Annotated in this window: 15 protein-coding genes, 1 tRNA gene, 2 rRNA genes and 1 pseudogene (1 of these 19 only partly in view); 9 read left to right on the top strand and 10 right to left on the bottom strand. The window is 61.8% G+C overall.

Annotated elements, in window-relative coordinates; all coding sequences use genetic code 11:
• Positions 1-100 precede the first annotated feature (100 nt).
• Entirely contained in the window at positions 101-2485 is a 2385-nt protein-coding gene (locus ACQB61_RS20140) for a transketolase (protein ID WP_430514060.1), read from the top strand.
• A gap of 52 nt (positions 2486-2537) precedes the next feature.
• On the opposite strand, the gene ACQB61_RS20135 is transcribed toward ACQB61_RS20140, so the two are convergent.
• The 7 genes from ACQB61_RS20135 to ACQB61_RS20105 all read right to left on the bottom strand — a co-directional run bounded on the left by ACQB61_RS20135 (position 2538) and on the right by ACQB61_RS20105 (position 12022).
• The gene (locus ACQB61_RS20135; RefSeq protein ID WP_430514431.1) at positions 2538-3536 is read right to left on the bottom strand and encodes a L,D-transpeptidase family protein; all 999 of its coding nucleotides are present in this window, start codon (positions 3534-3536) and stop codon (positions 2538-2540) included.
• A gap of 254 nt (positions 3537-3790) precedes the next feature.
• Positions 3791-4204, bottom strand: coding sequence for an NUDIX domain-containing protein (locus ACQB61_RS20130; protein WP_430514059.1), 414 nt, complete (start codon positions 4202-4204; stop codon positions 3791-3793).
• A gap of 181 nt (positions 4205-4385) precedes the next feature.
• Positions 4386-6566, bottom strand: coding sequence for a TRAP transporter permease (locus ACQB61_RS20125; protein ID WP_430514058.1), 2181 nt, complete (start codon positions 6564-6566; stop codon positions 4386-4388).
• A gap of 141 nt (positions 6567-6707) precedes the next feature.
• Positions 6708-7685, bottom strand: coding sequence for a TAXI family TRAP transporter solute-binding subunit (locus tag ACQB61_RS20120; RefSeq protein ID WP_430514057.1), 978 nt, complete (start codon positions 7683-7685; stop codon positions 6708-6710).
• A 237-nt stretch (positions 7686-7922) separates the two neighbouring features.
• The gene (locus ACQB61_RS20115) at positions 7923-9272 is read right to left on the bottom strand and encodes a sigma-54-dependent transcriptional regulator (RefSeq protein WP_430514056.1); all 1350 of its coding nucleotides are present in this window, start codon (positions 9270-9272) and stop codon (positions 7923-7925) included.
• Positions 9269-11107, bottom strand: coding sequence for a sensor histidine kinase (locus tag ACQB61_RS20110; protein WP_430514055.1), 1839 nt, complete (start codon positions 11105-11107; stop codon positions 9269-9271). The genes ACQB61_RS20115 and ACQB61_RS20110 overlap by 4 nt, the downstream gene beginning before the upstream one ends.
• A gap of 81 nt (positions 11108-11188) precedes the next feature.
• Positions 11189-12022 carry an AraC family transcriptional regulator gene (locus ACQB61_RS20105; protein ID WP_430514054.1) on the bottom strand — a complete coding sequence of 278 codons (834 nt, stop codon included), beginning with the start codon at positions 12020-12022 and terminating at the stop codon, positions 11189-11191.
• A gap of 108 nt (positions 12023-12130) precedes the next feature.
• Between ACQB61_RS20105 and ACQB61_RS20100 the strand changes: the two genes are divergently transcribed.
• From ACQB61_RS20100 to ACQB61_RS20065, 8 genes and pseudogenes are all read left to right on the top strand, one after another.
• Entirely contained in the window at positions 12131-13390 is a 1260-nt protein-coding gene (locus ACQB61_RS20100; RefSeq protein ID WP_430514053.1) for a cytochrome P450, read from the top strand.
• Between the two features lie 27 nt (positions 13391-13417).
• On the top strand, positions 13418-13738 hold the full coding sequence (locus tag ACQB61_RS20095; protein WP_430514052.1) for a 2Fe-2S iron-sulfur cluster-binding protein: 321 nt from the start codon (positions 13418-13420) through the stop codon (positions 13736-13738).
• A 154-nt stretch (positions 13739-13892) separates the two neighbouring features.
• Positions 13893-14135, top strand: coding sequence for a type II toxin-antitoxin system VapB family antitoxin (locus ACQB61_RS20090; RefSeq protein WP_430514051.1), 243 nt, complete (start codon positions 13893-13895; stop codon positions 14133-14135).
• Positions 14135-14575: a type II toxin-antitoxin system VapC family toxin gene (locus ACQB61_RS20085; RefSeq protein WP_430514050.1), complete on the top strand. Its 441-nt coding sequence runs from the start codon at positions 14135-14137 to the stop codon at positions 14573-14575. The genes ACQB61_RS20090 and ACQB61_RS20085 overlap by 1 nt, the downstream gene beginning before the upstream one ends.
• Positions 14576-14793: 218 nt before the next feature.
• On the top strand, positions 14794-15408 hold the full coding sequence (locus ACQB61_RS20080) for an ImuA family protein (RefSeq protein WP_430514049.1): 615 nt from the start codon (positions 14794-14796) through the stop codon (positions 15406-15408).
• Positions 15323-16573, top strand: a complete 1251-nt coding sequence (locus tag ACQB61_RS20075; protein ID WP_430514048.1) for a Y-family DNA polymerase — start codon at positions 15323-15325, stop codon at positions 16571-16573. The genes ACQB61_RS20080 and ACQB61_RS20075 overlap by 86 nt, the downstream gene beginning before the upstream one ends.
• 44 nt (positions 16574-16617) lie before the next feature.
• A complete protein-coding gene (locus tag ACQB61_RS20070; RefSeq protein ID WP_430514047.1) occupies positions 16618-16803 on the top strand; it encodes a hypothetical protein in 186 nt (61 codons plus the stop codon).
• 1 nt (position 16804) lies between these two features.
• Positions 16805-20280: pseudogene (locus tag ACQB61_RS20065) on the top strand (error-prone DNA polymerase).
• Positions 20281-20436: 156 nt separating this feature from the next.
• Here the strand turns inward: ACQB61_RS20065 and ACQB61_RS20060 are convergent.
• The 3 genes from ACQB61_RS20060 to ACQB61_RS20050 form a co-directional block, all read right to left on the bottom strand.
• A tRNA-Met gene (locus ACQB61_RS20060) sits at positions 20437-20513 on the bottom strand.
• Positions 20514-20580: 67 nt separating this feature from the next.
• Positions 20581-20694: ribosomal RNA gene (rrf, locus tag ACQB61_RS20055) — 5S ribosomal RNA — on the bottom strand.
• Positions 20695-20906: 212 nt separating this feature from the next.
• Positions 20907-23066, bottom strand: a 23S ribosomal RNA gene (locus tag ACQB61_RS20050); it runs 562 nt beyond the window's last position.

The raw sequence follows: 23066 nt of genomic DNA, 5'->3' as shown, positions 1-23066 counted from the left end.
TAGAGAAAACCGGCAAAACATTGAACCTGAAAGCCGGAAATTGCAAGGACACACTCCACGGCTTCGCCCCATGATGAGATGCCGGAAGGAGAGAACAACAATGTCCCATCAGCATCTCAAGACCATCGAGCAGCGCCTGCTCTGGCTGTCGCACTGGATGATCCACAACGCCAATCACCTGCGCCCCAAGACGGATGGCATCAAGATCGGTGGCCATCAGGCTTCCTCCGCCTCGATGGTGTCGATCATGACGGCACTCTATTTCTCGGCCCTGCGGCCAGAAGACAGAGTGGCCGTGAAGCCGCATGCGGGGCCGGTTTTCCATGCCATGCAGTATCTGATGGGCAACATCGCGCGCGAGAAGCTGGAAAATTTCCGCGGTTATGGCGGGGTGCAGAGCTATCCGAGCCGCACCAAGGACGTGGATGACGTGGATTTCTCCACCGGCTCGGTCGGCCTCGGCGTTGCCATCACCTCCTTCGCCTCCATCGTGCAGGACTACATCTCCGGCAAGAGCTGGGGCAAGGATCTGCGGCAGGGCCGCATGATTGCGCTGATGGGCGACGCCGAGGTGGACGAAGGCAATGTGCACGAGTGCCTGCAGGAAGGCTGGAAGCACGACCTGCGCAATGTCTGGTGGATCATCGACTATAACCGCCAGTCCCTTGACGGCGTGGTGCATGAGGGCTTGTGGGCGCGGATCGAAAAGATCTTCGAGGCCTTCGGCTGGGATGTGGTGAAGGTGAAATATGGCGTGTTGCAGCGCGCCGCCTTTGCCGAGCCCGGTGGTGAGCGCCTGCGCGCCTGGATCGATGCCTGCCCGAACCAGCTTTACTCCGCCCTCACCTTCAGCGGCGGCGCCGTCTGGCGCCAGCGGCTGATGGACGATCTGGGCGATCAGGGCGAGGTCTCAGCGCTTATCGCCCGGCGCAGCGATGCAGAACTCGCAGCGCTGATGGAAAACCTCGGCGGCAACTGCGTCGAGACCATGGCGCAGACCTTTGACAGCATCACGCATGACCGGCCGGTCTGTTTTCTCGCTTATACGGTGAAGGGCTGGGGCACGCCGATTGCCGGGCACAAGGACAACCACGGCGGCCTGATGACCAAGGCGCAGATGCAGGACTGGCAGGCCCATATGGGCGTGCCGGAGGGGCAGGAATGGGAGCCTTTTGCCAGCGTAAAGGACAATGCCGGGCTCCAGGCTTTCCTGAAATCCGTACCCTTTTTCGCCGCAGGCCGCCGCCGCCACACCAGTAACCGGGTGAGCGTCCCTGCCCTGCCCGCCCCTTCGGCGGAGCGCGAAACCTCCACCCAGATGGCCTTCAGCCGCATTCTGGATGACATCGGCCGCCAGAAGAGCGATCTGGCGGAGCGTATCGTCACCCTGTCCCCGGACGTCACGGGCACCACAGGCCTTGGCCCCTGGGTCAACCGGCGCAAGCTCTGGGCACGAAACGCAAGAGCCGATCTCTTCCGTGCCCAGAACATTCCCTCCACGGCCAAATGGGACTTTGCCCCGGAAGGTCAGCATATCGAGCTGGGCATCGCAGAGATGAACCTGTTCCTGCAGCTTGCTGCAGCAGGGCTTGCCTCTCCCCTCTTCGGCAAGCGGCTGCTGCCGGTCGGCACCGTCTATGATCCCTTCGTCTGCCGCGGCCTCGATGCACTGAACTACGCCTGTTATCAGGACGCCCGATTCCTCATTGCCGGAACGCCCTCGGGGGTGACATTGGCGCCCGAAGGCGGCGCGCACCAGTCGATCAACACCCCGCTCATCGGCATGTCGCAGGACGGGCTGGCCTCTTTCGAGCCTGCCTTTGCTGTAGAACTGGCGCTGATCATGGGCTGGGCCTTCGACTACATGCAGCGCGAGGGTGATGCCACGCCCGACCCGGTGAGCCTGCTGCCGGATGCCAAGGGCGGCGCGGTCTATCTCCGCCTCACAACAAGGCCCATCGAGCAGGCCGCGCTTCCGTCCGGTGAAGACTTCGCCAGCGATGTCATCAATGGTGCCTACTGGCTGCGTCCGCCGGGGCCGAATTGCGAGGTGGTGATTGCCTATCAGGGCGCTGTAGCTCCGGAAGCCATTGCTGCCGCTGGCTATATCGGCGAAGGACGCCGCGATGTGGCGGTGCTGGCCGTCACCTCTGCCGGGCGCCTGCATTCCGGATGGACGGCCGCCCAGCGCCTGCGCCGCAAGGGCGAACTGCCGCCCTTTGGCCCGGCGAGCCATGCGGAACGCCTGCTGTGGAACCTGCCGCGCCATTGCAAGCTGGTGACCGTTATCGACGGCCACCCGGCCACACTCTCCTGGCTCGGCAGTGTCTGTGGCCACCAGTCACTGGCACTTGGTGTGGAGCACTTCGGCCAAACCGGCACCATCGGCGATCTCTACCGCCACTTCGGCATCGACACGGCCTCGATTGTTGCCGCTGTCTCCAGCCTCACCGCAGGCCGCCAGCTGCGGCAGGTGCCTGCCTGAAACAGCAACGGGGAGCCAAGGCTCCCCGTTCGTACGTTCAGCTTGGTGCCGCTCAGTCCTTGCCTGCCAGCCTGTCCGCCGGCTCCACCAGCATCTTGAAGGGGTCAGCCAGCGCCGCGTCCGGGCGGCTGACCGGATAGGCGCGGTTCGATGTGCGTGCGGCCAGAAGCTCCGGCCCGTCACGGCGCAGGAGCGCACGGAAGCTCGGGTGCATGCCGCCATCCACATAGGACGACACATGCTCGCGGCGGCTTGAGGCAATGGCCTCATCCACCTTCATCTTTTCCGCCTCAAGCTGGGCCACAAGCTCCGGCTCCGGCGCGACGGCCACCTCGGGGCAAGGTGCCAGCGGATTACGCGGCATGCCATCCTTGAACTCGGTATTGAAGACATAACGCTTGCCGCAGGCAGCCACCTTCGGCTGCTGCTTCGTCAGCTCAAAACTGTCGTAGCCTTCCTTCAGCGTGCGCCAGAAGGACATTTCCGGATCAGACCGGTGCAGGGCCATGTTCTCTGCCGTCATGCGGAAGGGATAGGCCTGCACCTGAAAGGCGGCCTGACCGGAGGCGAGCGCCTTGGCAACGATCGCATAAATCTCGCCTACGGCCTGATCGGTCATGGCATAGCAGCCCGAAGACGAACAGGCGCCGTGCACCATCAGCGCATCGCCCGTGTAGCCGAGTGCTGATTCCAGCCGGTTGGGATAGCCGAGATTGAAGGAGACGTAATACTGAGACCGGGGATTCAGCATGCCCGCAGAGACATGATAGAAGCCTTCCGGCGCCTGGCGGTCACCAGCCTTCCGCTTCGGCCCCAGCTTTCCGGACCAGCGGCACATGGGGTAGGTCTTGAACAGGGCGTAGCGGCCGGTCTTGTCCACCTTCCAGACTTCAAGCTCGCTCTCCTTCTTGAAGATGCGGACCAGCACCGGGCTTTCCGGCTTCATGTCCTTCTTCGCCATTTCGGAGATCGTGGCACTGGAAAGGCGTGGCGCATTGCGCGACAGATTTTCGTAATCCGACCCGGCACAGCCGGCAAGGACAAGCGCCATGACGCCTGCAATGGCGAGCCTGCGCAAGGGCCGCAGAACCTGTCTCGAACGGCCTTGGGTATGGTTGGATGCGCCGGTCAGATGGAACAGCAAACTCATTCTGGCAATATCTTCAGCTTCCGGTCCTGAGCCCCCGGAACGGGTGGTTGCACGGATCTGCATCAAGATCAACCGAAGTTATTACCGGCACGTTAAGGATACGAACACGTTCAGGTGAGCGGCTAAGCAGAGCCTGAACGGCATCGATGGCCACTTCAGGTGACGCAGCCTTCTTCAAACTCCTGATAGGTCTGCGGGCTGGAGAGCACCGCCCAGACATAGGGTACGATCTGGTCACGCAAGGCACCAGGATCGAACATGCCGATTTCAGAAATCTTTTCAGGCTCGCAAATCTGCCAGACAGCGGGCATGCGCTCCGTCTTGAAGAAGTAGTCAATATAGATCCGGTCCGGCAGGCGGCGGTGGAGCACCTTGGCAAAGGACACATCGCCCGGCGGCAGCCTCACGCCGATTTCCTCCTCAACCTCGCGCACCAAGGCTTCCAGCGGAGTCTCTGGCGGTTCCACATGACCGGCAACAAGACTGAAAAAGCCAGGATAGTAGGCACTGCCGGCACGCCGGATCATCAGGTGCTTGCCGTCTTTCTCATGGATAAGATGGGTGGACACCTGTGTCTGCATCAGTCTCGCCTGCTTCGTCCGCAATGGCTGCATTTAATGAACGAATGTGACGCTGTGTAGAAAGCCCTGCAACAGCTCAAACTTTGATGCAGCTCCAGCAAACAGAAAGGGCGGCGCCAACAAACTGATGGCGCCGCCCTTTTTCAATCGCATGCTCTGATCAGAACCATCAATCCGAGCCACGCGCCAGCACGGACGGGGTGACGAAGCGCTTCTGATAGGCAAGCAGCGCCACACCGATGGCAAGACCGGCGAGATCGGAGATCAGGCCGCCCTGGATCATGCACAGCGCCCCGATCAGCAGCACCACCCGCAAGACTGAGGCGAGTTTGCCGAAGTACCAGCCCTGCACGGCGGCTGCGAGCATGTAGATGCCGATGCTGGCCGTGACAAAGACATGCAGGACTTCCATCCACGTTCCCTGCATCAGCATGGCCTGGGAATAGAAGAACATGAAGGGCACGACGAAGGCGGCAAGACCGATCTTGAAGCTTTCGACCGACGTCTTCATCGGATCAGACCCCGACAAGGCCGCCCCCGCATAGGCGGCAAGCGCCACCGGCGGCGTGATGGCGGACATGACAGCGAAGTAGAACACGAAGAAATGCGCCGTCAGCACCGGAATGCCGAGATTGACGAGGCCCGGAGCCACGACAGCCGCAGCAACCGCATAGGCAGCCGTCGTCGGCATGCCCATGCCCAGCACGATGGAAATGCACATGGCAAAGAACAGCGCCAGAAGCTGGTTCTGTTCGGCAATGCCAAGCAATAGGCTGGAGAAGCGGGCACCGACACCGGTGAGTGCGATCACGCCGACGATGATACCGGCACAGGCACACACAGCCACCAGCTGGATCGACATGCGGGCCGCCATGTCAAAGGCCTTGGCAAACAGTTTCGGCCCCATGCGGTTCGGCGTCAGCCAGCTGACCACCGCGGCTGCCATCATCGACACCGTACCGGCACGGATCACCGAATAGCCGGCAAACAGCGTGTAGATCAGCATGATGATCGGGATGAAGAGATAGAGCTGCTTCAGCAGTTCCTTGAAGACCGGCAGCTCTTCCTTCGGCAGGCCCTTCATGCCCATCTTCGTCGCCTGAAGATCGACCATGAAATAGACGGATGCGAAATAGAGCACCGACGGGATGATCGCGGCAATGACGATGTCCGTGTAGGGAATGCCCGTCACTTCGGCCATGATGAAGGCGCCAGCGCCCATGATCGGCGGCATGATCTGCCCGCCGGAGGAGGCAGCTGCTTCCACGGCAGCCGAGGTCTTGGCCGGATAGCCGACCTTCTTCATCAGCGGGATGGTGAGCGATCCGGTGGAGACCACGTTGCCGGCCGATGTGCCGTTGATCATGCCCATCAGGCCCGAAGCCAGAACCGCCACCTTGGCCGGACCGCCACGGGCGCGGCCTGCCGCCGCAAAGGCGAAGTTGACGAAATAATCGCCCACTTTCGAGGCCTGCAGGAAGGCAGCAAAGGTGATGAACAGGATGATGTAGGTGGAGGACACCGCCACCGGGTCACTCAGGATGCCCTGATCGGTGAAGATGTAGGTGAAGAAACGGGCAGGCTCATAACCACGGTGGTTCAGGAAGCCGGGCAGGTAAGGACCCGCGAAGGAGTACAGAATGAAGATCGAGGCGATCACCACCAGCGCAAGGCCAGCCACGCGCCGCGTCACCTCAAGAATGAGGATCACGCCAACGAGTGCCGCATAATAGTCCGCCGGCTGCGCCATGGCTGTACCAGCGCGCAAACGCAGCGCCCCGACGTTGAAGAGGATGTAGCCCAGAACCGCAATGGACGCGATACCGAGGGCATAATCCGCCCAGCCGACACGGGCACGGTCCCGGTTGGGCAGGAACCAGGCTCCGGCCAGGGCAGCAAGGGTGCCGATCAGAAGCGGCAGACCGAAATTGGCGAAAACGAACACCGGCGGACGGGGAATGCCGGCAAACCAGTATCCGCCCCAGGCATAGGCCACCATCGCAAAGCCATAACCGATGCCGCCAATTCCCACGGCCATGAACAGCCAGTCGAGCGGATTGCGCCGGGCACCGGCAGGCGCCGTATTCGGCAGCTGTACGGCTGAGTAGATCAGGAAACCGAGCAGCAATCCGCCGCAGACGTGGATCAGACGGTAGGTCCAGGTCTCCAGCGGATAGAGGTTCATGACCCCGATGTGGAAAGCGGTATAGGCAATGCAGAGAACCGTGATTGTCAGGTTGAGCCAGCTGCCATGCAGGCGCTGGTTGCTGGCAACCGGTTCTTCATCGACATTCTGGGCCAGAATAGGCCCGCTGCCCTTGGGCGCTGAGGCGGTGTCAGCTTGTGTCATGGTGTTCGTCCCGAATGGATACCGGATCATTCACGAAGAATGGCGGCAGCCGGCAGCTGCCGCCCTCCGGAGTTTGGCCACCCGGCTCAGGGCCGGGGGCTCATCTCAGGGCTTGATGCGTCAGCATCCAAAGCCCTTGTCTTACTGACCCTTCAGGGCATCGGGGATGGTGATGCCCTTTTCTTCATAGTAGCGCACGGCACCGGGGTGGAACGGCAGGAACGAGTTCTTGTCGATGTTCTCTGCAATCGTCTCGGCTGCGGTCGCATGGATCTGCAGCATGCGGTCGTTGTTTTCCATCACCAGCTTGGTGATTTCATAGGCCAGCGTTTCCGGCATTTCGACATTGGCAACGGCAAAGTTCCACAGACTCACGGTGCCCTGCGGGTCCGGGAAGCCCTGATAGAGGCCGCCGGGCACTTCGAAGGCAGCCAGTTCCGGCATGGCTTCGAGGATCTTCTTCTGCTCGTCTTCGTTGAAGCCGAAGATGTTCACCGGGTTTTCTGCCGCGATCTGGGCGAAGGCGGAGATCGGAACGCCAGCAGCAAAAGCGAACGCATCAATCAGGCCATCCTTGACCTGGCTGGTGGCGTCGTTGGCGCCGGAATAGGAAATCTCAGGCTTTACACCGACGGTTTCAAAATAACGCGGCCAGTAGGTGGCTGCCGTGCCGCCGGCCGGGCCGACGGAAACGCGCTTGCCGTCAAGATCGGCCACCTTCGTGATGCCAGAAGACTTCAGCGCAACAACCTGGAACGGCGTCTGATACATGGGGAACAGGGCACGCAGCTTCTTGTGCTCGACACCCGGTGCCAGCTCACTCTCACCCATCCAGGCCTGATAGGCCGGGCCCATGGTGACGAGGCCCATCAGATGGTCGCCTGTTTCCACCAGCGTGGCATTCTGCACCGGGCCGCCGGTCACTTCCGCCGAAGCGTTGACGCCAAGCTTCTCGGTGATCAGGCCGGCAAGGCCCGTGCCGTAGATGAAATAAGTGCCTCCCTGGCTTGCCGTTCCCACAGTCATGCTGCCGGGCCAGCCAGTCTTGTCCTGGGCAACGGCCGGAGCAGCAACGCAAAGCGCCATGGCACCAGCCATGGCAATCATCAGCTTCTTCATGGAATCCTCCCAACGGTCTTCCGACGTGGTCCGCCCGGCGCCTCCTCTGGGCCGGACTTGACGGGACCTAAGCGCCTGCCGGGACGCATGGCAACGCCGCCTGGCCCTCCGGATGACCGGAGTCTTTCATTTTCCGTAAAGGGATGGGAGGAATCCGTAACATCGCGCAGCTGGCATGTGTGGAATTCCACACATGCACAGATCACCCGGCTTATATTTAAAGACCTGAAGCCTGCCCTACTCGCGTGCATCCAGGGCAAGACTCTTGTCGAGCCCGTACTTCTGCATCTTTTCGTAGAGCGTCTTGCGCGAAATGCCGAGCTGTTCGTAGACAGGCTTCAAAGCACCGCCGTGAGCCGTAATGGCATTGGCAATGAGCTGCCTCTCATATGTGGCTACCTTGTCGGCCAGCCGGGTTGAGGGCACATCCTGCGTCCCTGCACTGTCCAGTCCCGTCTCCAGCCCCAGTACCAGCCGGTCCGCCGCATTGCGCAGCTCCCGCACATTGCCCGGCCAGTCGCGCCCGGCAATTTCCGACAGGACTTCTGGCGCCACTTCCAGAGGCTCACGGCCATAGCGTGCGCAGGCCTCCCGCACCAGATGCAGGAACAGGAGCGGAATGTCCGCCCGCCGCTGAGACAGCGATGGAACGCGAATGGTCGCCACATTCAGCCGGTAGAAGAGGTCGGCCCGGAACCGCCCGGCGGCCACTTCTGCGGCGAGATCCACCTTGCTGGTTGCCAGAAACCGCAAGTCCAGCGGCACGGGTTCGTTGGAGCCGAGCCGGGTGATCGTGCGTTCCTGCAAGACCCTGAGAAACTTGGCCTGCAGGTCCACCGGCATGGAGCCGATTTCATCCAGCAGGATTGTCCCGCCGCGTGCATGCTCGAACTTGCCGTAACGCGCACGCAAGGCGCCGGGAAAAGCTCCGGCCTCGTGCCCGAACAGCTCGCTCTCGATCAGCGTTTCCGGCAGCGCCGCGCAATTGATGGCAATGAACGGCCCCTTGGCCCGGGCACTGATGTCATGCAGGCTGCGGGCGACAACTTCCTTGCCGGCCCCCGTCTCGCCGATGATCAGCGCATCCGCATCGCTGGCGCCGATGGCCCGCAAGCGGTAACGCAGATCGACCATCACCGGCGTGCGGCCCGGCAGACGCGTTTCGATATCGTCACGCTTGCCCGCAACGGCCCTCAGGCGGCGGTTCTCCAGCACCAATGCACGCCGGTCGAGCGCATGGCGCGCCACGCCCGCAAGCGCCTGGGTGGTAAAAGGCTTTTCGATGAAGTCATAAGCCCCTTCGCGCATGGCCTTCACGGCCAGCTGCACATCCCCGTGGCCGGTCACCAGAATGACCGGTATCTCGTGATCCAGCTCCCGGACCCGTTGCAGAAGCGTCATGCCGTCCATGCCCGGCATGCGTATGTCACTGACCACAATCCCGTCGAAGCCGAAGCCGGTACGTGCCAGCACTTCTTCTGCGGAGGAGAACGTCTTGACCTGCAACCCGTAGAGCTCCAGTGCCTGACTGGTGGAAAGGCGCAGATCCTCCTCATCATCAACAAGCAGCACCACGCCGGAGTTCATACGGCCACCTCTTGCAATGCCCCGGCGCCCGCTTCCGTCTGCGCCTGCAAAAGCCCGATACGGAACAGCGCCCCGCCCCCAGGCCTTGGCAAGACTGCTAGACTGCCACCGAAGTCCTTGATGATATTATAGGAAATCGAAAGACCCAGACCAAGCCCCTTGCCGACGCCCTTGGTGGTGAAAAAGGGATCGAAAATGCGTTCGATGATTGCCGGCGGCACGCCTGGCCCCCGGTCGCCGATCTCTATGATGATTTGCCCTCCATCCTCCCGCGCGTTGAGCATGATCTCCCGGTCCTCCAGCTCCTCGACCGCATCACAGGCATTGGTCAGGATGTTGACAAGCACCTGCTGCAGGCGCACCGGACCGCCGCGCACCGGCGGAAGGCCTGGAGGAATGCTGGTGTTCACGGTTGCGCCAGCCGAAGCCAGGCGGGCTGACACAATTTCCAGAGTATCGCGGACAGCATCCTCGATCCGCACCGCCCCGAGCCGCTCGTTCGGCTTACGGGCAAAATTGCGCAGATGCCGCGAGATCGACGCCATCCGGTCGATGAGCCTCGAAATGCGGGCAAGATTGTCTTGCGCCTCTGCAATCCGGTCCCGCTCGATCAGCAGGGCGGCACTGTCCGCATAGGTCTTGGCGGCAGCGAGCGGCTGGTTGAACTCATGCGACAAGGCGGCCGACATCTGCCCGAGACCGGCGAGCTTGCCGGCCTGGATCAGGTCGGCTTGCGTCTGGCGCAGCTGCAGGTTCACCCTTGCAAGATCGGCCGTGCGCTCTTCCACCCGCCGCTCCAGTTCCGCCTGCGCCTCGATCTGCATGAACATCCGCTCCTGCAGCCGGGCGCGGCGCTGGATGACAACGGAGCCGCCCAGCACGGACAGGCAGAGAAACAGCAGGATGGCAACGAGGCTGGTGCGCGCCTGAGCGTGGAGCGAGGCGGTGTCGAGAAGCACCTTCACCGTCCAGTCAGCTCCCCGCATGTAGTCCTCGAGCATCAGATATTCACGGCTGCCATTGGCCTGACTGATGGTCATCAGATCATGCCCGGCAAAAGTGCCTGTCGTGACCGGCAGCTCCCGCAGGACGGCGTCGGAATACCGGCGGGATTCTTCGGTCCGGCTCAGGCGCTCCCGTGTCAGCGGCAGCACCGAGGCATAGAGCCATTCCGGATTGCCGGTCATGAAGATGATGCCTTCCGGATCCGAAACGAGGATCTTGTACTCCCCGCCCTGCCAGGAGCTTTCGATGCCTTCGATATCGACCTTGAAGACGATCACCCCGCGGATTTCACCAGCGACCCGGACTGGCGCCGAAAAATAATAGCCGCGTTTGGCCGATGTTGTGCCAAGGGCGTAGAACCGCGCCGGCTGCCCGGCTGCGGCCTCCTGGAAATAAGGCCGGTAGCTGAAATTCTCGCCAACAAAGCTCGCCGGCCCGTCAAAGTTGCTGGCGGCGATGGTCGTGCCGTCCGTTGTCATGACATAGATGTCGGACGATTCCAGCAGCGTGTTGATTTCCTTGAGATACTGGTTCGCAAGCTGACGCAGGGCCTCATTGCCCGGGTCCATCAGCAGATCCTTCATGTCCTGATGATCGGCAATCAGGACTGGCAGCGGTTCATAGCGGCTGAGATGGCCGCTAAGCGCCGAGACAGCCAGGCGCAAGGCACTACCGGCCTGCAGTGACGCCTCATGCATGAAATGCCGGGTCAGAGCCCTGTCTCCGACCGTCACAAGCGCCAAGGCCGAAAGCCCCAGCAGCACGATCAGCGCCGCAATCATCCGCCGCGCTGCAATGATGCGTCTTTCAGGAGATGTCACATCCGCCATCAGGTCCGGTCCTCTTCGGGCAGAAGATACCGTGGCAGGCAGACGTTTCCAATGGCAAGCCAAAGCGGCCTCTTGCACCCGTCAGAAACCTGCCCCCTTGCGGAACCGTGCGGGCGGAAATCCGGTAAGGCGGCGGAAGTCGCGGGAGAAGTGATAGGGGTCGGCATAGCCGCAGGCGGCGGCAACCTCCGCCACGGTTGCCGGGCTTTCCGTCAGCGCCCGCTTGGCGGCCGTGATGCGCTCATGGCGCAAGAAATCCATCGGCGTCGCGCCCGTGGCCGCCCGGAAGGCCCGGAAAAGCTGGGAGGGGCTGAGACCTGTCAGTGCTGCCATGTCCCCGATCCGCCAGGGATGGGAAAGACTGGCACGCAGGCGCTCCATCAGCACTGCAATGCGAGGATCCTGCGTGCGCCCTGCATCTGCCGGGCGCCCGGCAGCCAGCCGTGAGACGATGAGTGCCACTTGCGCATTCACCAGAGCATCCACCGCAGGCCCGCCCTGCTGCGCAAGCCGCAGCACGGCCGCAAAGGCCGCCTCCATGTCCCTGCAGGCCTCAGGCAGAAACAGCGGCTGGCGCGGCACATCCAGCACCCGGTGCAGCGCATCAAGCGTGGCACCGCGCAGACCCATCCAGTAATAGCGCCAGCGCCCCTCCCCCGCCGCGCCATGGGCATAAGGTCTTGATGTATCGAGCCAGGCCACCATGCCCGGCAGGACTGTGTGGGTGGCACCGCCCGTCTCGATCCAGCCCTGCCCTTGCGTGGCGATGAGAAGCACATGATCGCGGTAGCGCTTGCGCGTCGGCTCGGCGCCGGGCAGCGCCAGCCCATGACCAGCCGCCTGCAGCGCATAGGGCAGCACCGCGGCCAGCGCACCGGGGGTGTGAAAGGCAATCTCTTCACGCTCGTCCATCATGCGCGGACGATGCGGGGCCTTGCGAGTTTTGTCCAGTTTTTGCGTCGATTCTGCATTTTCGCGCGGATTTTCTGAAGCTATCTTCCGCCCCTTGAGGGAGATTTTGTCATGACCGGTTCCGCAAACGGCGCAGCGCCGTCACAGGATGAGTTTGTTTTTGCGCCGCTGGAGCCTGCCTTTGCAGCCGATCCTTATGCCGCCTATGCACAGCTGCGGGCACGTGAAGGACTGACATGGTTCCCCGATTTCAAGATCCATCTGGCCTCACGCTTCGAGGATGTGTCCGCCATCGTCATGGACAAGCGCATGGTGCGCTCGCTGGACGGGCTGGTGAGCCCTGAAGAGATCGCCGCCGAGAAGCGCGCCGGAAACTGGCATGACATGCCCCACCACTCCCGCTTCGTGCAGTTCAGCCTGCTGGACAGCGACGGCGAGGTGCACGACCGGCTGCGCAAGGCCGTGTTCCGCCTGTTCACCCCGGCCATGATCGCAAGGCTGCGCGACAGCATCCAGTCCTACGTGGACGGCCTGGTGGACCGGCTGCTGGAACAGCGGGACATCGACTTCGTGGAAGATCTGGCGGCGCAGGTGCCCGGACACATCATCGGGCGGCTGCTCGGTGTGCCGGATGAGGACTGCCCGCAGCTGCGCATCTGGTCCGAGAATATCGTCCAGTTTTTCGATATCGACCGGTCGGACGCCCGCAAGCAGCTGGCCGAAACCGCGACCACCGAGTTCTACACCTATCTCACCGCGCTGAAGGCCGAGCGGCAAAAGGCCCCGCGTGAGGATCTCATTTCCGAGCTGATCCGCGCAGAAACCGCCGGGCAGTTCACCGAGGACGAGTTCATCTCCACCTGCATGCTGATCCTCATGGCCGGGCACGGCTCCACCATCGACGTGCTGGGCTCAGGCATGCACTGCCTGTTCCGCTTTCCCGATGAACGGGAGAAGCTGAAGGCAGATCCCGGCCTGCTGCCCACCGCCGTGCAGGAGATGTTCCGCTTCGAATCGCCCCTGCCCTTCTTCCACCGCTACGCAACGGAGGACGTGACCATCGCCGGCACCGCCTATCCACGCGGAACAAAGTTCGGCCTGCTCTATGGCGCGGCCAACCGCGACCCCGCAGCCTTTGCCGATGCAGACCGGTTTGATGTGGCGCGCAAGCCCAACCGGCATCTGGCCTTTGGCGGCGGCGCGCATTTCTGCCTGGGCAACCATCTGGCGCGGCTGGACATGGAGATCATCTTCGCCACCCTGCTGCGCCGTTGCGCAAGGCTGGAGCTGTTGGAGGACCAGGTGGAATACAAGCGCGGCCTGTCCGTGCGCGGGCCCAAGCGCCTCAATCTGCACCTGTCTCCTGCCTGAGTTTTTCTTTCTGACCGGACACGCCCCATGCCCCGTATCATTTTCCAGTCCGCCGATGGCACCCGCACCGAAGTGGAGGCCACAAGCGGCCAGAGCCTGATGAGTGCCGCCGTTGCTCATGGCATCGAGGAAATCGCCGCCGAATGCGGCGGTGCCTGCGCCTGCGGCACCTGCCACTGCTACATCCCCGAGGGACAGGGCATCGCCCTGCCAGAGGCGGAAGAGATGGAACTGGCGATGATCGAATGCGTCATCGACCCGCGCCCGCACAGCCGCCTCACCTGTCAGGTCACCGTCAGCGAGGCCATGGACGGGCTCGTGGTGGAGCTTCCCGCCAGCCAGCATTGACGCTGTGGCCGCAGCATGAGATGCGGCCGCCGTTTTATCTCTCTGACACAGCCTCTCTGGCACTCTCCCCTTCCGCCATGACCGTGCGGCAGATGGAATCTGGCAAGGATATGAAATTGAGGATATGATCATATCCTTGAAAGGATATGCCGCCATGCCGCTTTATATCAAGGACCCCGAGGTCGACAGGCTCACCAATGAGCTTGTCGGCCTTACCAAATCCAGCAAGGTCGATGCGGTCAAGGATGCTCTGAAGAGTGCCATCGCCAATAAACGGGCTCGTCTCCCGATCCGCGAAAAGCTGGCAAAGACCCTTGCCATGATGCATGCACTGGGGCCACTGGCACCCGGAGACCACAAGCGGGAAACCGATGAAATGTGGGGCGAGGGCGGCTGATGCTGTTTATTGATGCCTCTGTCATCGTCGCAATTCTCGCCCAGGAGGAAGATGCAGGCGCGCTTCTGGACCGCCTTGAGGCGGATGGTGGGCCTTATTACATCTCATCCATCGTCCGCATGGAGGCGACACTTGCCCTGACCCGCCGAATGGCAGAGGCCACCGGCAGGGATATGCCTGCGACTTCCCAAATGATGCTGAAAGCGCGGAGTGTGGTCGAACAGTTCGCCGTAGACCTCGATTGCAAGGAAGCCATGATTTCCGGCGATGTCGGGTCCAAGGCGCTCGATGCTGCCATGCAGTTCGGCAAGATCATGAACCACCCGGCGCGTCTGAATATGGGCGACTGCTACAGCTACGCTTGCGCGAAAGCATACCGCACAAAAATCGCCTACAAGGGGGATGACTTCACCCATACCGATCTGGGCTGGCCGGTCTGAGTTGGCCAGTCTGAGCCAGCCTATCCGGGCTGGCCCATCTGCTGACGCACAGACCAGGAGCATCAGACCCACTCGTGCGGACTTTTTCCCGCTCTCGGATCAAACAGTTCCGGGCATCGGGCTGCAGGCAAAACCTTGCCAGATTCAACAGGGAGACTCGTCACCGCTTTCAGGCTATAGGTGGCTATGTTCACGTTTTACCCCAATTATGCCAAATGATGAGTAACAGTCCGTCAGCCTCCCTTCCCGTTCTGGCCCCGGCCCGCGTGCATGAAGCTTCCGGCCCGGCAGCATTAGCCTTTGCACTGCTGCAGGCGGCGCAGCCGCGGGAGGACAAGGGCGCGGACAGGGCCGTTCTGCTGATCGTGCCCACGCATCTGTGCGATGGCTTGATGCCCGCCGGAGCTGCGTCATTGATTGATCCCAGCCGCCTCATCACGGTACTCGCTCCCACGCAGACCGATCAGCTGTGGAGCATGGAGGAGGCCCTGCGCTCCGGCGCGGTTCATGCGGTCATTACCCTGACGGAAAAGCCCCTGACACTGACGCAAGGCCGGCGCCTTCAGCTGGCGGCCGAGGCTGGCGGCACGCTGGGCTTTCTGGTCACCGGACAGGAGGGCGGCAGCAACGCCTGCGAAACCCGCTGGCACTGTGTACCCCTGTGGGACGAGGTGGACTCGACTCTTCAAAGCTGGTCACTTATAAAGAACAAAAGAGGAACAAACGGCAATTGGGTGGTGCGCCTCAATGACAAGAGCTCTGGCACGGCGGGTGTTGTGCATCTGGTTTCCCAGACTGGCGAGCGACCAGGTTCTGCGGCTGCGGCCTCATGAGGGGCCTTTTGCCATCATCCTCAACCGCAGCAACAGCGAGCATATCCACTGCCTGAACAGGGCGGCACAGGCACATGGCCTGCGCCGGGGCATGAGCCTTGCCGACGCAAGAGCCCTGTGCCCGCAGCTTGTCAGCGAACCGGCGGATCTTCCCGGAGAACGGCAATTTCTGGCCGCCCTTGGCCGCTGGGCTGGGCGCTATGGGCCCATGGTGGGGCGCGATGGCCCCGACGGGCTGGTGGCCGACATCACCGGCGTGCCACATCTTTTCGGCGGAGAGGAAGGACTGCTTGCCGATCTCCATGACCGCCTTAACCGCGCCGGGCTGACCGCCGCCGCCGCCATCGCGGGAACGCGCGGGGCGGCCTATGCACTCTCGCGCCATGGCGGCGGCATTGCCCAGCCGGGTGAGGCGCTGGCAACCATTGGTGCGCTGCCTTCCTCAGCCTTGCGAATTGATGCAGAGACGGCAAACGGCCTGCAACGAATGGGCCTGCGCACCATCCGCGACCTCACGCAGGTGCCCCGTGCGCCGCTGGCACGCCGTTTCGGCGCTTCGCTGATGCTGCGGCTGGATCAGGCGCTCGGCCTTGCCGGAGAGCCCGTCTCTCCCGACGGCCCACCGCCGCATTTCGGCGCCCGCATGACCCTGCCCGAGCCGGTGGGCCTTGTCGATGACGTGATGGCTGGCCTCACCCGCCTGCTGGAACGATTGTGCGAAAAGCTGGCGTCCAGCAACCTCGGCGCCCGGCGGCTGCATGTGGAGCTGCGGCGGGTGGACGGAGATCTGGCGCAATTGGATGTGGGCCTTGCCCGGCCCATGCGTGACCCTGTGGCCATCACCCGCCTGTTTGCCCGCACGATCGAGAAGGTGGATGCCGGCTTCGGCTTTGACCAGTTGCGCATGACCGTCAGCATCGTGGAAGAGATGCAGCCGCAGCAGCTGACGAGTGCCGGCGAAGGCGAAGCGGAGGAAAGCTTGCCGATCTCATCACCCGTATCGGTAACCGGCTGGGCTTTGATGCCGTGCGCCGCCACCTGCCAGCAGACAGCCACATTCCCGAGCGCAGCTATCTGGCTGCACCCGCCGCCTTCAGCCAGCCAGAACCGTTTCTCCAGAGCGGCCCACGCCGCCCGCTCACCCTGTTTCCGCCCGAACCGCTGAGCGCGCAAGGGCCGACGCCCCCTGCCCGGTTCTCCTGGCGGCGCATGCGTTTCACCCTTGGCCGCGCCTCCGGGCCGGAGCGCCTGCTGCCGGAATGGTGGCAGGATGATCCCGCGTGGCGCCGGGGCATGCGCGATTACTGGTTCGTCGAAACCCGCGAGGGCCGGCGCCTCTGGCTGTTCAACACGCCCCAGAATCCGGGATGGTACGTCCATGGCGAGTTTGCCTGACATGCTGGAACAGAGTTATGCCGAGCTTTGCGTCACCAGCAACTTCACCTTCCTGACTGGAGCATCACACCCCGAGGAGCTGGTGTTGCGGGCAGCGGAACTGGGGCTGCAGGCGATTGCCATCACCGACCGCAACAGCCTTGCAGGCGTGGTGCGCGCCCATGTGGCCCTGCGCGAGCTGCGGCGGCAACTGGAGGAAAAGACAGACGCACCAGAGGCGGCCCAGACGGCACAACCAGCGCCGGAAAAACCAGGTGAACCACCGCTGCATCCCATGACAGGCCGTCCGCATCCGCCCGTCCGCTCCCACCGGCGCCTTGATCCGTCAAGCCGGCAGGACGCCGGAAAGCAGGATATGCAGGCACTGGCTTCCAGCGTGCCGCAGAACAGGGTCAAGCCGCGCCAAAGCCCAGCTGCCCCACCCTGCCGAAGCTGATCGTCGGATCACGCCTTGTGCTGGAAGACTGCCCGGTGGAATTTGTGGCCCTGCCGGTAGACAAGGCAGCCTATGCCCGGCTGTCGCGCCTGCTGACCCTTGGCAAACGCCGCGCCATCAAGGGCAGCTGCACCCTGCATCTTGCCGATCTGATGGAATGGGGCAACGGCCTCATCCTCATCACTCTGCCGCCGGATCTTCTGGCCGTGAAGCCCGAGACCGCACGGGAAGTGAAAGCCGTGCTGAACCGGCTGGCTCAGCATTTCCCAGGCCATGTCTACACCGGCGCAGCTCCCCGTTATGACGGGCAGGATCAGGCCCGCTTCGATGCGCTCTACCGTCTGTCGATGGCCACGGCCGCTCCCTTGGTCGCCGTTGGTGATGTGCTCATGCACCGGGCCGGCCGCCGGGCACTTGCCGATGTGCTGACCTGCCTGCGCGAGGGATGCACCATTGCCACCCTCGGCCGCCGTGCCCTGGCCAATGGCGAGCGGCGGCTGAAAGACGGTGCCGGCATGGCTCGCCTTTTCCCCCGCCATCCGGCAGCCCTCCGCCGTACGCTGGAGATTGCCGGCCGCTGTGCGTTCTCGCTGGACGATCTCAGCTACCAATACCCTGAGGAAGTGAGCGGCGGGGAGGATGCGCAAGCCCGGCTGGAGCGGCTGGTGCGGGCGGGCCTCGAAAGCCGCGAGCGCTTTCCCGATGGCGCGGATGCGGACACATTGGCCAAGGTGGAAAAGGAACTGGCACTCATCCGCCTCAAGGCCTATGCGCCCTATTTCCTCACCGTGCATGACATCGTGCAGTTCGCCCGCAGCCGGAGCATCCTGTGCCAGGGGCGGGGCTCGGCCGCCAATTCCATCGTCTGCTATGTGCTTGGCATCACCGAGGTGAAACCCGGCACCACCTTGATGGTGTTCGAACGCTTCATCTCTGCAGAACGCGGCGAGCCGCCGGATATCGACGTTGATTTCGAGCACGAGCGGCGCGAGGAGGTGATCCAGCACATTTACGAGCGCTATGGCCGCCACCGCACCGGGCTGACCGCCACCGTCATCCATTTCCGCTCCCGCGCCGCCATCCGCGAGGTGGGCAAGGTCATGGGCCTGTCCCAGGATGTGCTGGCCGCAATCGCCGGGCAGAGCTGGGGCTGGTCCAGCGGCCCGCCGGATCCGGCGCGTCTGCGCGAGATCGGGCTGGACCCGTCAGAGCCCCGCCTTGCCATAACGCTGGAGCTGATTGCCGAAATTATCGGCTTTCCGCGCCATCTGTCCCAGCATGTGGGCGGCTTCGTCATCACCCGCGACCGGCTCGACGAGCTTTGTCCCATCGAAAATGCTGCGATGGAGGGCCGCACCGTCATCGAGTGGGACAAGGATGACATCGACGCCCTTGGTATCCTCAAGGTCGATGTGCTGGCGCTCGGCATGCTGACCTGCCTGCGCAAGGGTTTCGAGCTTCTCGCTCTGCACGAGCGGAAAACACTGACGCTGGCCAGCGTGCCGGAGGAGGATCCGGCGGTCTATGACATGTTATGCAGGGCAGATGCCATCGGCGTCTTCCAGGTCGAAAGCCGGGCGCAGATGAACTTTCTGCCGCGCATGCGCCCGCGTGTCTTCTATGATCTGGTGATTGAGGTCGCCATCGTCCGGCCTGGCCCGATCCAGGGCGGCATGGTGCATCCTTACATCAACCGCCGCAGAGGCAAGGAGAAGGTGGAGTACCCGTCCGAAGCACTCAGGGGCGTGCTGGGCAAGACGCTGGGCGTGCCGCTGTTTCAGGAACAGGCGCTGCAGATCGCCGTGGTTGCGGCAGGCTTTTCCCCCGGCGAGGCCGACAGCCTGCGCCGCAGCCTTGCCACTTTCAAACGCATGGGGACGATCCATACATTCCGGGACAAATTCATCTCCGGCATGCTGGCCAATGGCTACAGCCCGGAGTTCGCCGAACGCTGCTTCAGCCAGATCGAAGGCTTTGGCGAATATGGTTTTCCTGAAAGCCATGCGGCGAGCTTTGCCCGGCTGGTCTATACCTCCGCATGGATGAAATGCCACCATCCGGCCATTTTCGCCTGCGCCCTGCTCAACGCCCAGCCGATGGGCTTCTATGCTCCGGCTCAGATCGTGCGTGATGCACGCGAGCATGGGGTGGAGATACGTCCCATCTCCGTCAATCATTCGGACTGGGACAATACGCTGGAGCGGCGCAGCGACGGCCCGCTGGCCTTGCGTCTTGGCTTCCGCCAGATCAAGGGCCTGCGCGAGGCCGATTGCCGGCTCATCGCCGCGAACCGGGGGAATGGCTATCCGGATGTGGAGACCATCTGGCAGCGGACAGGCATCAAGGGCGACGTGCTGCAGCGGCTGGCGGAAGGCGATGCGCTGAGCTGTTTTGGGCTTACCCGCCGGACCGCTCTGTGGCAGGTGAAGGCGCTGGGTCAGGCCCGGACCCTGCCGCTGTTCTCCGGCATGGATGGGGAAGCGATTGACGAGCCTGAGGTTACTCTCCCCTCCATGTCGCTGGGAGAGGAAGTGGTGGAGGATTACTCAGCGCTGCGCCTGTCCTTGCGCGCCCACCCGATGGAGCTGCTGCGCCCCGCACTTCCGGGCCTGACGCCCCATGACCAGCTGACACGGCCGGATCTGCGGCAGGTGAGTGTGGCTGGGCTCGTCATCACCCGCCAGCGCCCCGGGACCGCCTCAGGCGTCATCTTCCTGACGCTTGAAGATGAAACCGGCGTCAGCAATGTGGTGGTCTGGCCCAAGATTTATGATGCATTTCGCCGTTCTGTTATTTGTGGTCGTTTTTTACGCGTTATGGGGCGGCTTGAGCGATCTGGGGAGGTTGTTCATTTGATTGCGGATTTGATTGAAGATCTTTCACCGCTGCTTTCTGGTCTCGGCCGGTTTGGGGGAGAGATTTCTGCCCTTGGCGGGACGGCTAGTACGGCGGATTGTTCTGGTTTTGTGGCGGGAGGATCTGGGTCCCGGGATCTGCGAGATGAGGGCAGGCTTTTATTCCGGAGCCGTGATTTTCATTGATTATGTTGTGTAGGTGCCTTCGGAGTATTTTGGCCTGCTGCGCAGTGTTTTGGCTTGTTTTTGTTTCTGTTTTGTTCTTATTGTTATGTGTTTATGTATCATACGCGAATATCCCCGCCGTGTTTTGGCGAGGTTTTTTTTGTGTTTTTTTTGATTTGGTTGCGGGGGCAGGATTTGAACCTGCGGCCTTCAGGTTATGAGCCTGACGAGCTACCGGGCTGCTCCACCCCGCGTTGAGGTGTCTTGGCGGTTTTTGCCGCGGTTTGTTGAAGAGATTGATTATTTATCTGCGTTTTGCAGGCCTGGCAGCGACCTACTCTCCCGTGTCTTAAGACAAAGTACCATTGGCGCTGGGGGGTTTCACGGCCGAGTTCGGGATGGGATCGGGTGTTGGCCCCCGCTGGGGCCACCAGGCCGGCGAAACGCAGATATGAGGAACTGGTCTTGTTTCAGCGAGTGCTGATCGATGTGTTTTGGCGTGTTTCCCTGAGTAGTTAGGGACGTTACGAACCTATGGTTCGCAAGCGCGACGCGCGCCGGCCGGTCAGGCCGCCCTTCCGGAGGGGCAGGCGTAAGCCGTGCGCCCCGTGAGGGATTTAGAATGGAATGGACATTGATTAATGAGAGTGATCAAGCCGAACGAGCTATTAGTAAGGCTCAGCTTCACACGTTGCCGTGCTTCCACATGCCTCCTATCGACGTGGTGGTCTACCACGGCTCTTCAGGGAGAACTTGTTTTGAGGTTAGTTTCCCGCTTAGATGCCTTCAGCGGTTATCTATTCCGAACATAGCTACCCTGCACTGCGGCTGGCGCCACAACAGGTCCACCAGAGGTTCGTCCATCCCGGTCCTCTCGTACTAGGGACAGATCCTCTCAATTCTCCTACACCCACGGCAGATAGGGACCGAACTGTCTCGCGACGTTCTGAACCCAACTCACGTACCGCTTTAAATGGCGAACAGCCATACCCTTGGGACCTGCTCCAGCCCCAGGATGCGATGAGTCGACATCGAGGTGCCAAACAACCCCGTCGATATGGACTCTTGGGGGTCATCAGCCTGTTATCCCCGGCGTACCTTTTATCCGTTGAGCGATGGCCCTTCCACGAGGGACCACCGGATCACTATGGCCGACTTTCGTCTCTGCTCGACTTGTCAGTCTCGCAGTCAGGCAGGCTTATGCCATTGCACTCGACGAGCGATTTCCGACCGCTCTGAGCCCACCTTCGCGCGCCTCCGTTACCATTTGGGAGGCGACCGCCCCAGTCAAACTACCCGCCACACACGGTCCCGGATGCTGTTACATCGCGGTTAGATATCCATGACGACAAGGGTGGTATTTCAAGGATGACTCCACGAGAGCTGGCGCCCTCGCTTCGACGTCTACCACCTATCCTACACATGTCGACACGAATACCAGTGTGAAGCTGTAGTAAAGGTGCACGGGGTCTTTCCGTCTGACCGCAGGAACCCCGCATCTTCACGGGGAATTCAATTTCACTGAGCCTATGCTGGAGACAGCGGGGAAGTCGTTACGCCATTCGTGCAGGTCGGAACTTACCCGACAAGGAATTTCGCTACCTTAGGACCGTTATAGTTACGGCCGCCGTTTACCGGGGCTTCAATTCGGAGCTTGCACACCTCCTCTTAACCTTCCGGCACCGGGCAGGCGTCAGACCCTATACGTCGCCTTACGGCTTCGCAGAGCCCTGTGTTTTTGATAAACAGTCGCCACCCCCTAGTCTGTGCCCCTCCTGACCGGTTGCCCGATCAGAAGGCTCCCTTCTCGCGAACTTACGGGAGCAATTTGCCGAGTTCCTTCAGCATAGTTCTCTCAAGCGCCTTGGTATGCTCTACCTGTCCACCTGTGTCGGTTTAGGGTACGGTCTATAATGCGGGGGCTATTTCCTGGAACACCTTCACCGCATCCCCAATCCAGTAAGGGGATACGATACACGGCATCCGTCACCACCCGCAGGCTGCAGAATATTAACTGCATTCCCATCGACTACGCCTTTCGGCCTCGCCTTAGGGGCCGGCTAACCCTGCTCCGATTAACGTTGAGCAGGAACCCTTGGACTTTCGGCGAGCGGGTCTCTCACCCGCTTTGTCGTTACTCATGTCAGCATTCGCACTTCCGATACCTCCAGCAGCCCTCACGGGTCTGCCTTCATCAGCCTACGGAACGCTCCGCTACCGCGCACTTACGTGCACCCGCAGTTTCGGCACATGGCTTGAGCCCCGTTACATTTTCGGCGCGGAACCCCTTGTTTAGACCAGTGAGCTGTTACGCTTTCTTTAAATGATGGCTGCTTCTAAGCCAACATCCTGGTTGTTTTGGGAGTTCTACATCCTTTCCCACTTAGCCATGATTTGGGGGCCTTAACTGGCGGTCAGGGTTGTTGCCCTCTCCACAATGGACGTTAGCACCCACTGTGTGTCTGCCAGATAGTACTTCCTGGTATTCGGAGTTTGGTTAGGATCAGTAAGACGGTAAGTCCCCATAGCCCATCCAGTGCTCTACCCCCAGGAGTATTCGTCTGACGCTCTACCTAAATAGATTTCGCGGAGAACCAGCTATTTCCGAGTTTGATTGGCCTTTCACCCCTAGCCACAACTCATCCCCGACTTTTTCAACAGGCGTGGGTTCGGTCCTCCAGTGCGTGTTACCGCACCTTCAACCTGGTCATGGCTAGATCACCCGGTTTCGGGTCTAATCCAACGAACTAAGGCGCCCTATTCAGACTCGGTTTCCCTACGCCTACACCTACCGGCTTAAGCTTGCT

It is taken from the genome of Pannonibacter phragmitetus (assembly GCF_050510895.1).
Taxonomy (GTDB): domain Bacteria; phylum Pseudomonadota; class Alphaproteobacteria; order Rhizobiales; family Stappiaceae; genus Pannonibacter; species Pannonibacter phragmitetus_B.
The sequence above is the reverse complement of the archived record's forward strand: the minus strand, read 5'-3'. Positions and strand labels throughout refer to the sequence as shown.

Coding starts and splice junctions, on each gene's coding strand:
- ACQB61_RS20125 (WP_430514058.1), bottom strand. CDS start 6,566: ATGACACAAGCTGACACCGCCTCAGCGCCCAAGGGCAGCGGGCCTATT.
- ACQB61_RS20070 (WP_430514047.1), top strand. CDS start 16,618: ATGCGTTTCACCCTTGGCCGCGCCTCCGGGCCGGAGCGCCTGCTGCCG.
- ACQB61_RS20080 (WP_430514049.1), top strand. CDS start 14,794: ATGAGTAACAGTCCGTCAGCCTCCCTTCCCGTTCTGGCCCCGGCCCGC.
- ACQB61_RS20075 (WP_430514048.1), top strand. CDS start 15,323: ATGACAAGAGCTCTGGCACGGCGGGTGTTGTGCATCTGGTTTCCCAGA.
- ACQB61_RS20105 (WP_430514054.1), bottom strand. CDS start 12,022: ATGATGGACGAGCGTGAAGAGATTGCCTTTCACACCCCCGGTGCGCTG.
- ACQB61_RS20135 (WP_430514431.1), bottom strand. CDS start 3,536: ATGGCGCTTGTCCTTGCCGGCTGTGCCGGGTCGGATTACGAAAATCTG.
- ACQB61_RS20100 (WP_430514053.1), top strand. CDS start 12,131: ATGACCGGTTCCGCAAACGGCGCAGCGCCGTCACAGGATGAGTTTGTT.
- ACQB61_RS20095 (WP_430514052.1), top strand. CDS start 13,418: ATGCCCCGTATCATTTTCCAGTCCGCCGATGGCACCCGCACCGAAGTG.
- ACQB61_RS20115 (WP_430514056.1), bottom strand. CDS start 9,272: ATGAACTCCGGCGTGGTGCTGCTTGTTGATGATGAGGAGGATCTGCGC.
- ACQB61_RS20090 (WP_430514051.1), top strand. CDS start 13,893: ATGCCGCTTTATATCAAGGACCCCGAGGTCGACAGGCTCACCAATGAG.
- ACQB61_RS20085 (WP_430514050.1), top strand. CDS start 14,135: ATGCTGTTTATTGATGCCTCTGTCATCGTCGCAATTCTCGCCCAGGAG.
- ACQB61_RS20140 (WP_430514060.1), top strand. CDS start 101: ATGTCCCATCAGCATCTCAAGACCATCGAGCAGCGCCTGCTCTGGCTG.
- ACQB61_RS20110 (WP_430514055.1), bottom strand. CDS start 11,107: ATGGCGGATGTGACATCTCCTGAAAGACGCATCATTGCAGCGCGGCGG.
- ACQB61_RS20120 (WP_430514057.1), bottom strand. CDS start 7,685: ATGAAGAAGCTGATGATTGCCATGGCTGGTGCCATGGCGCTTTGCGTT.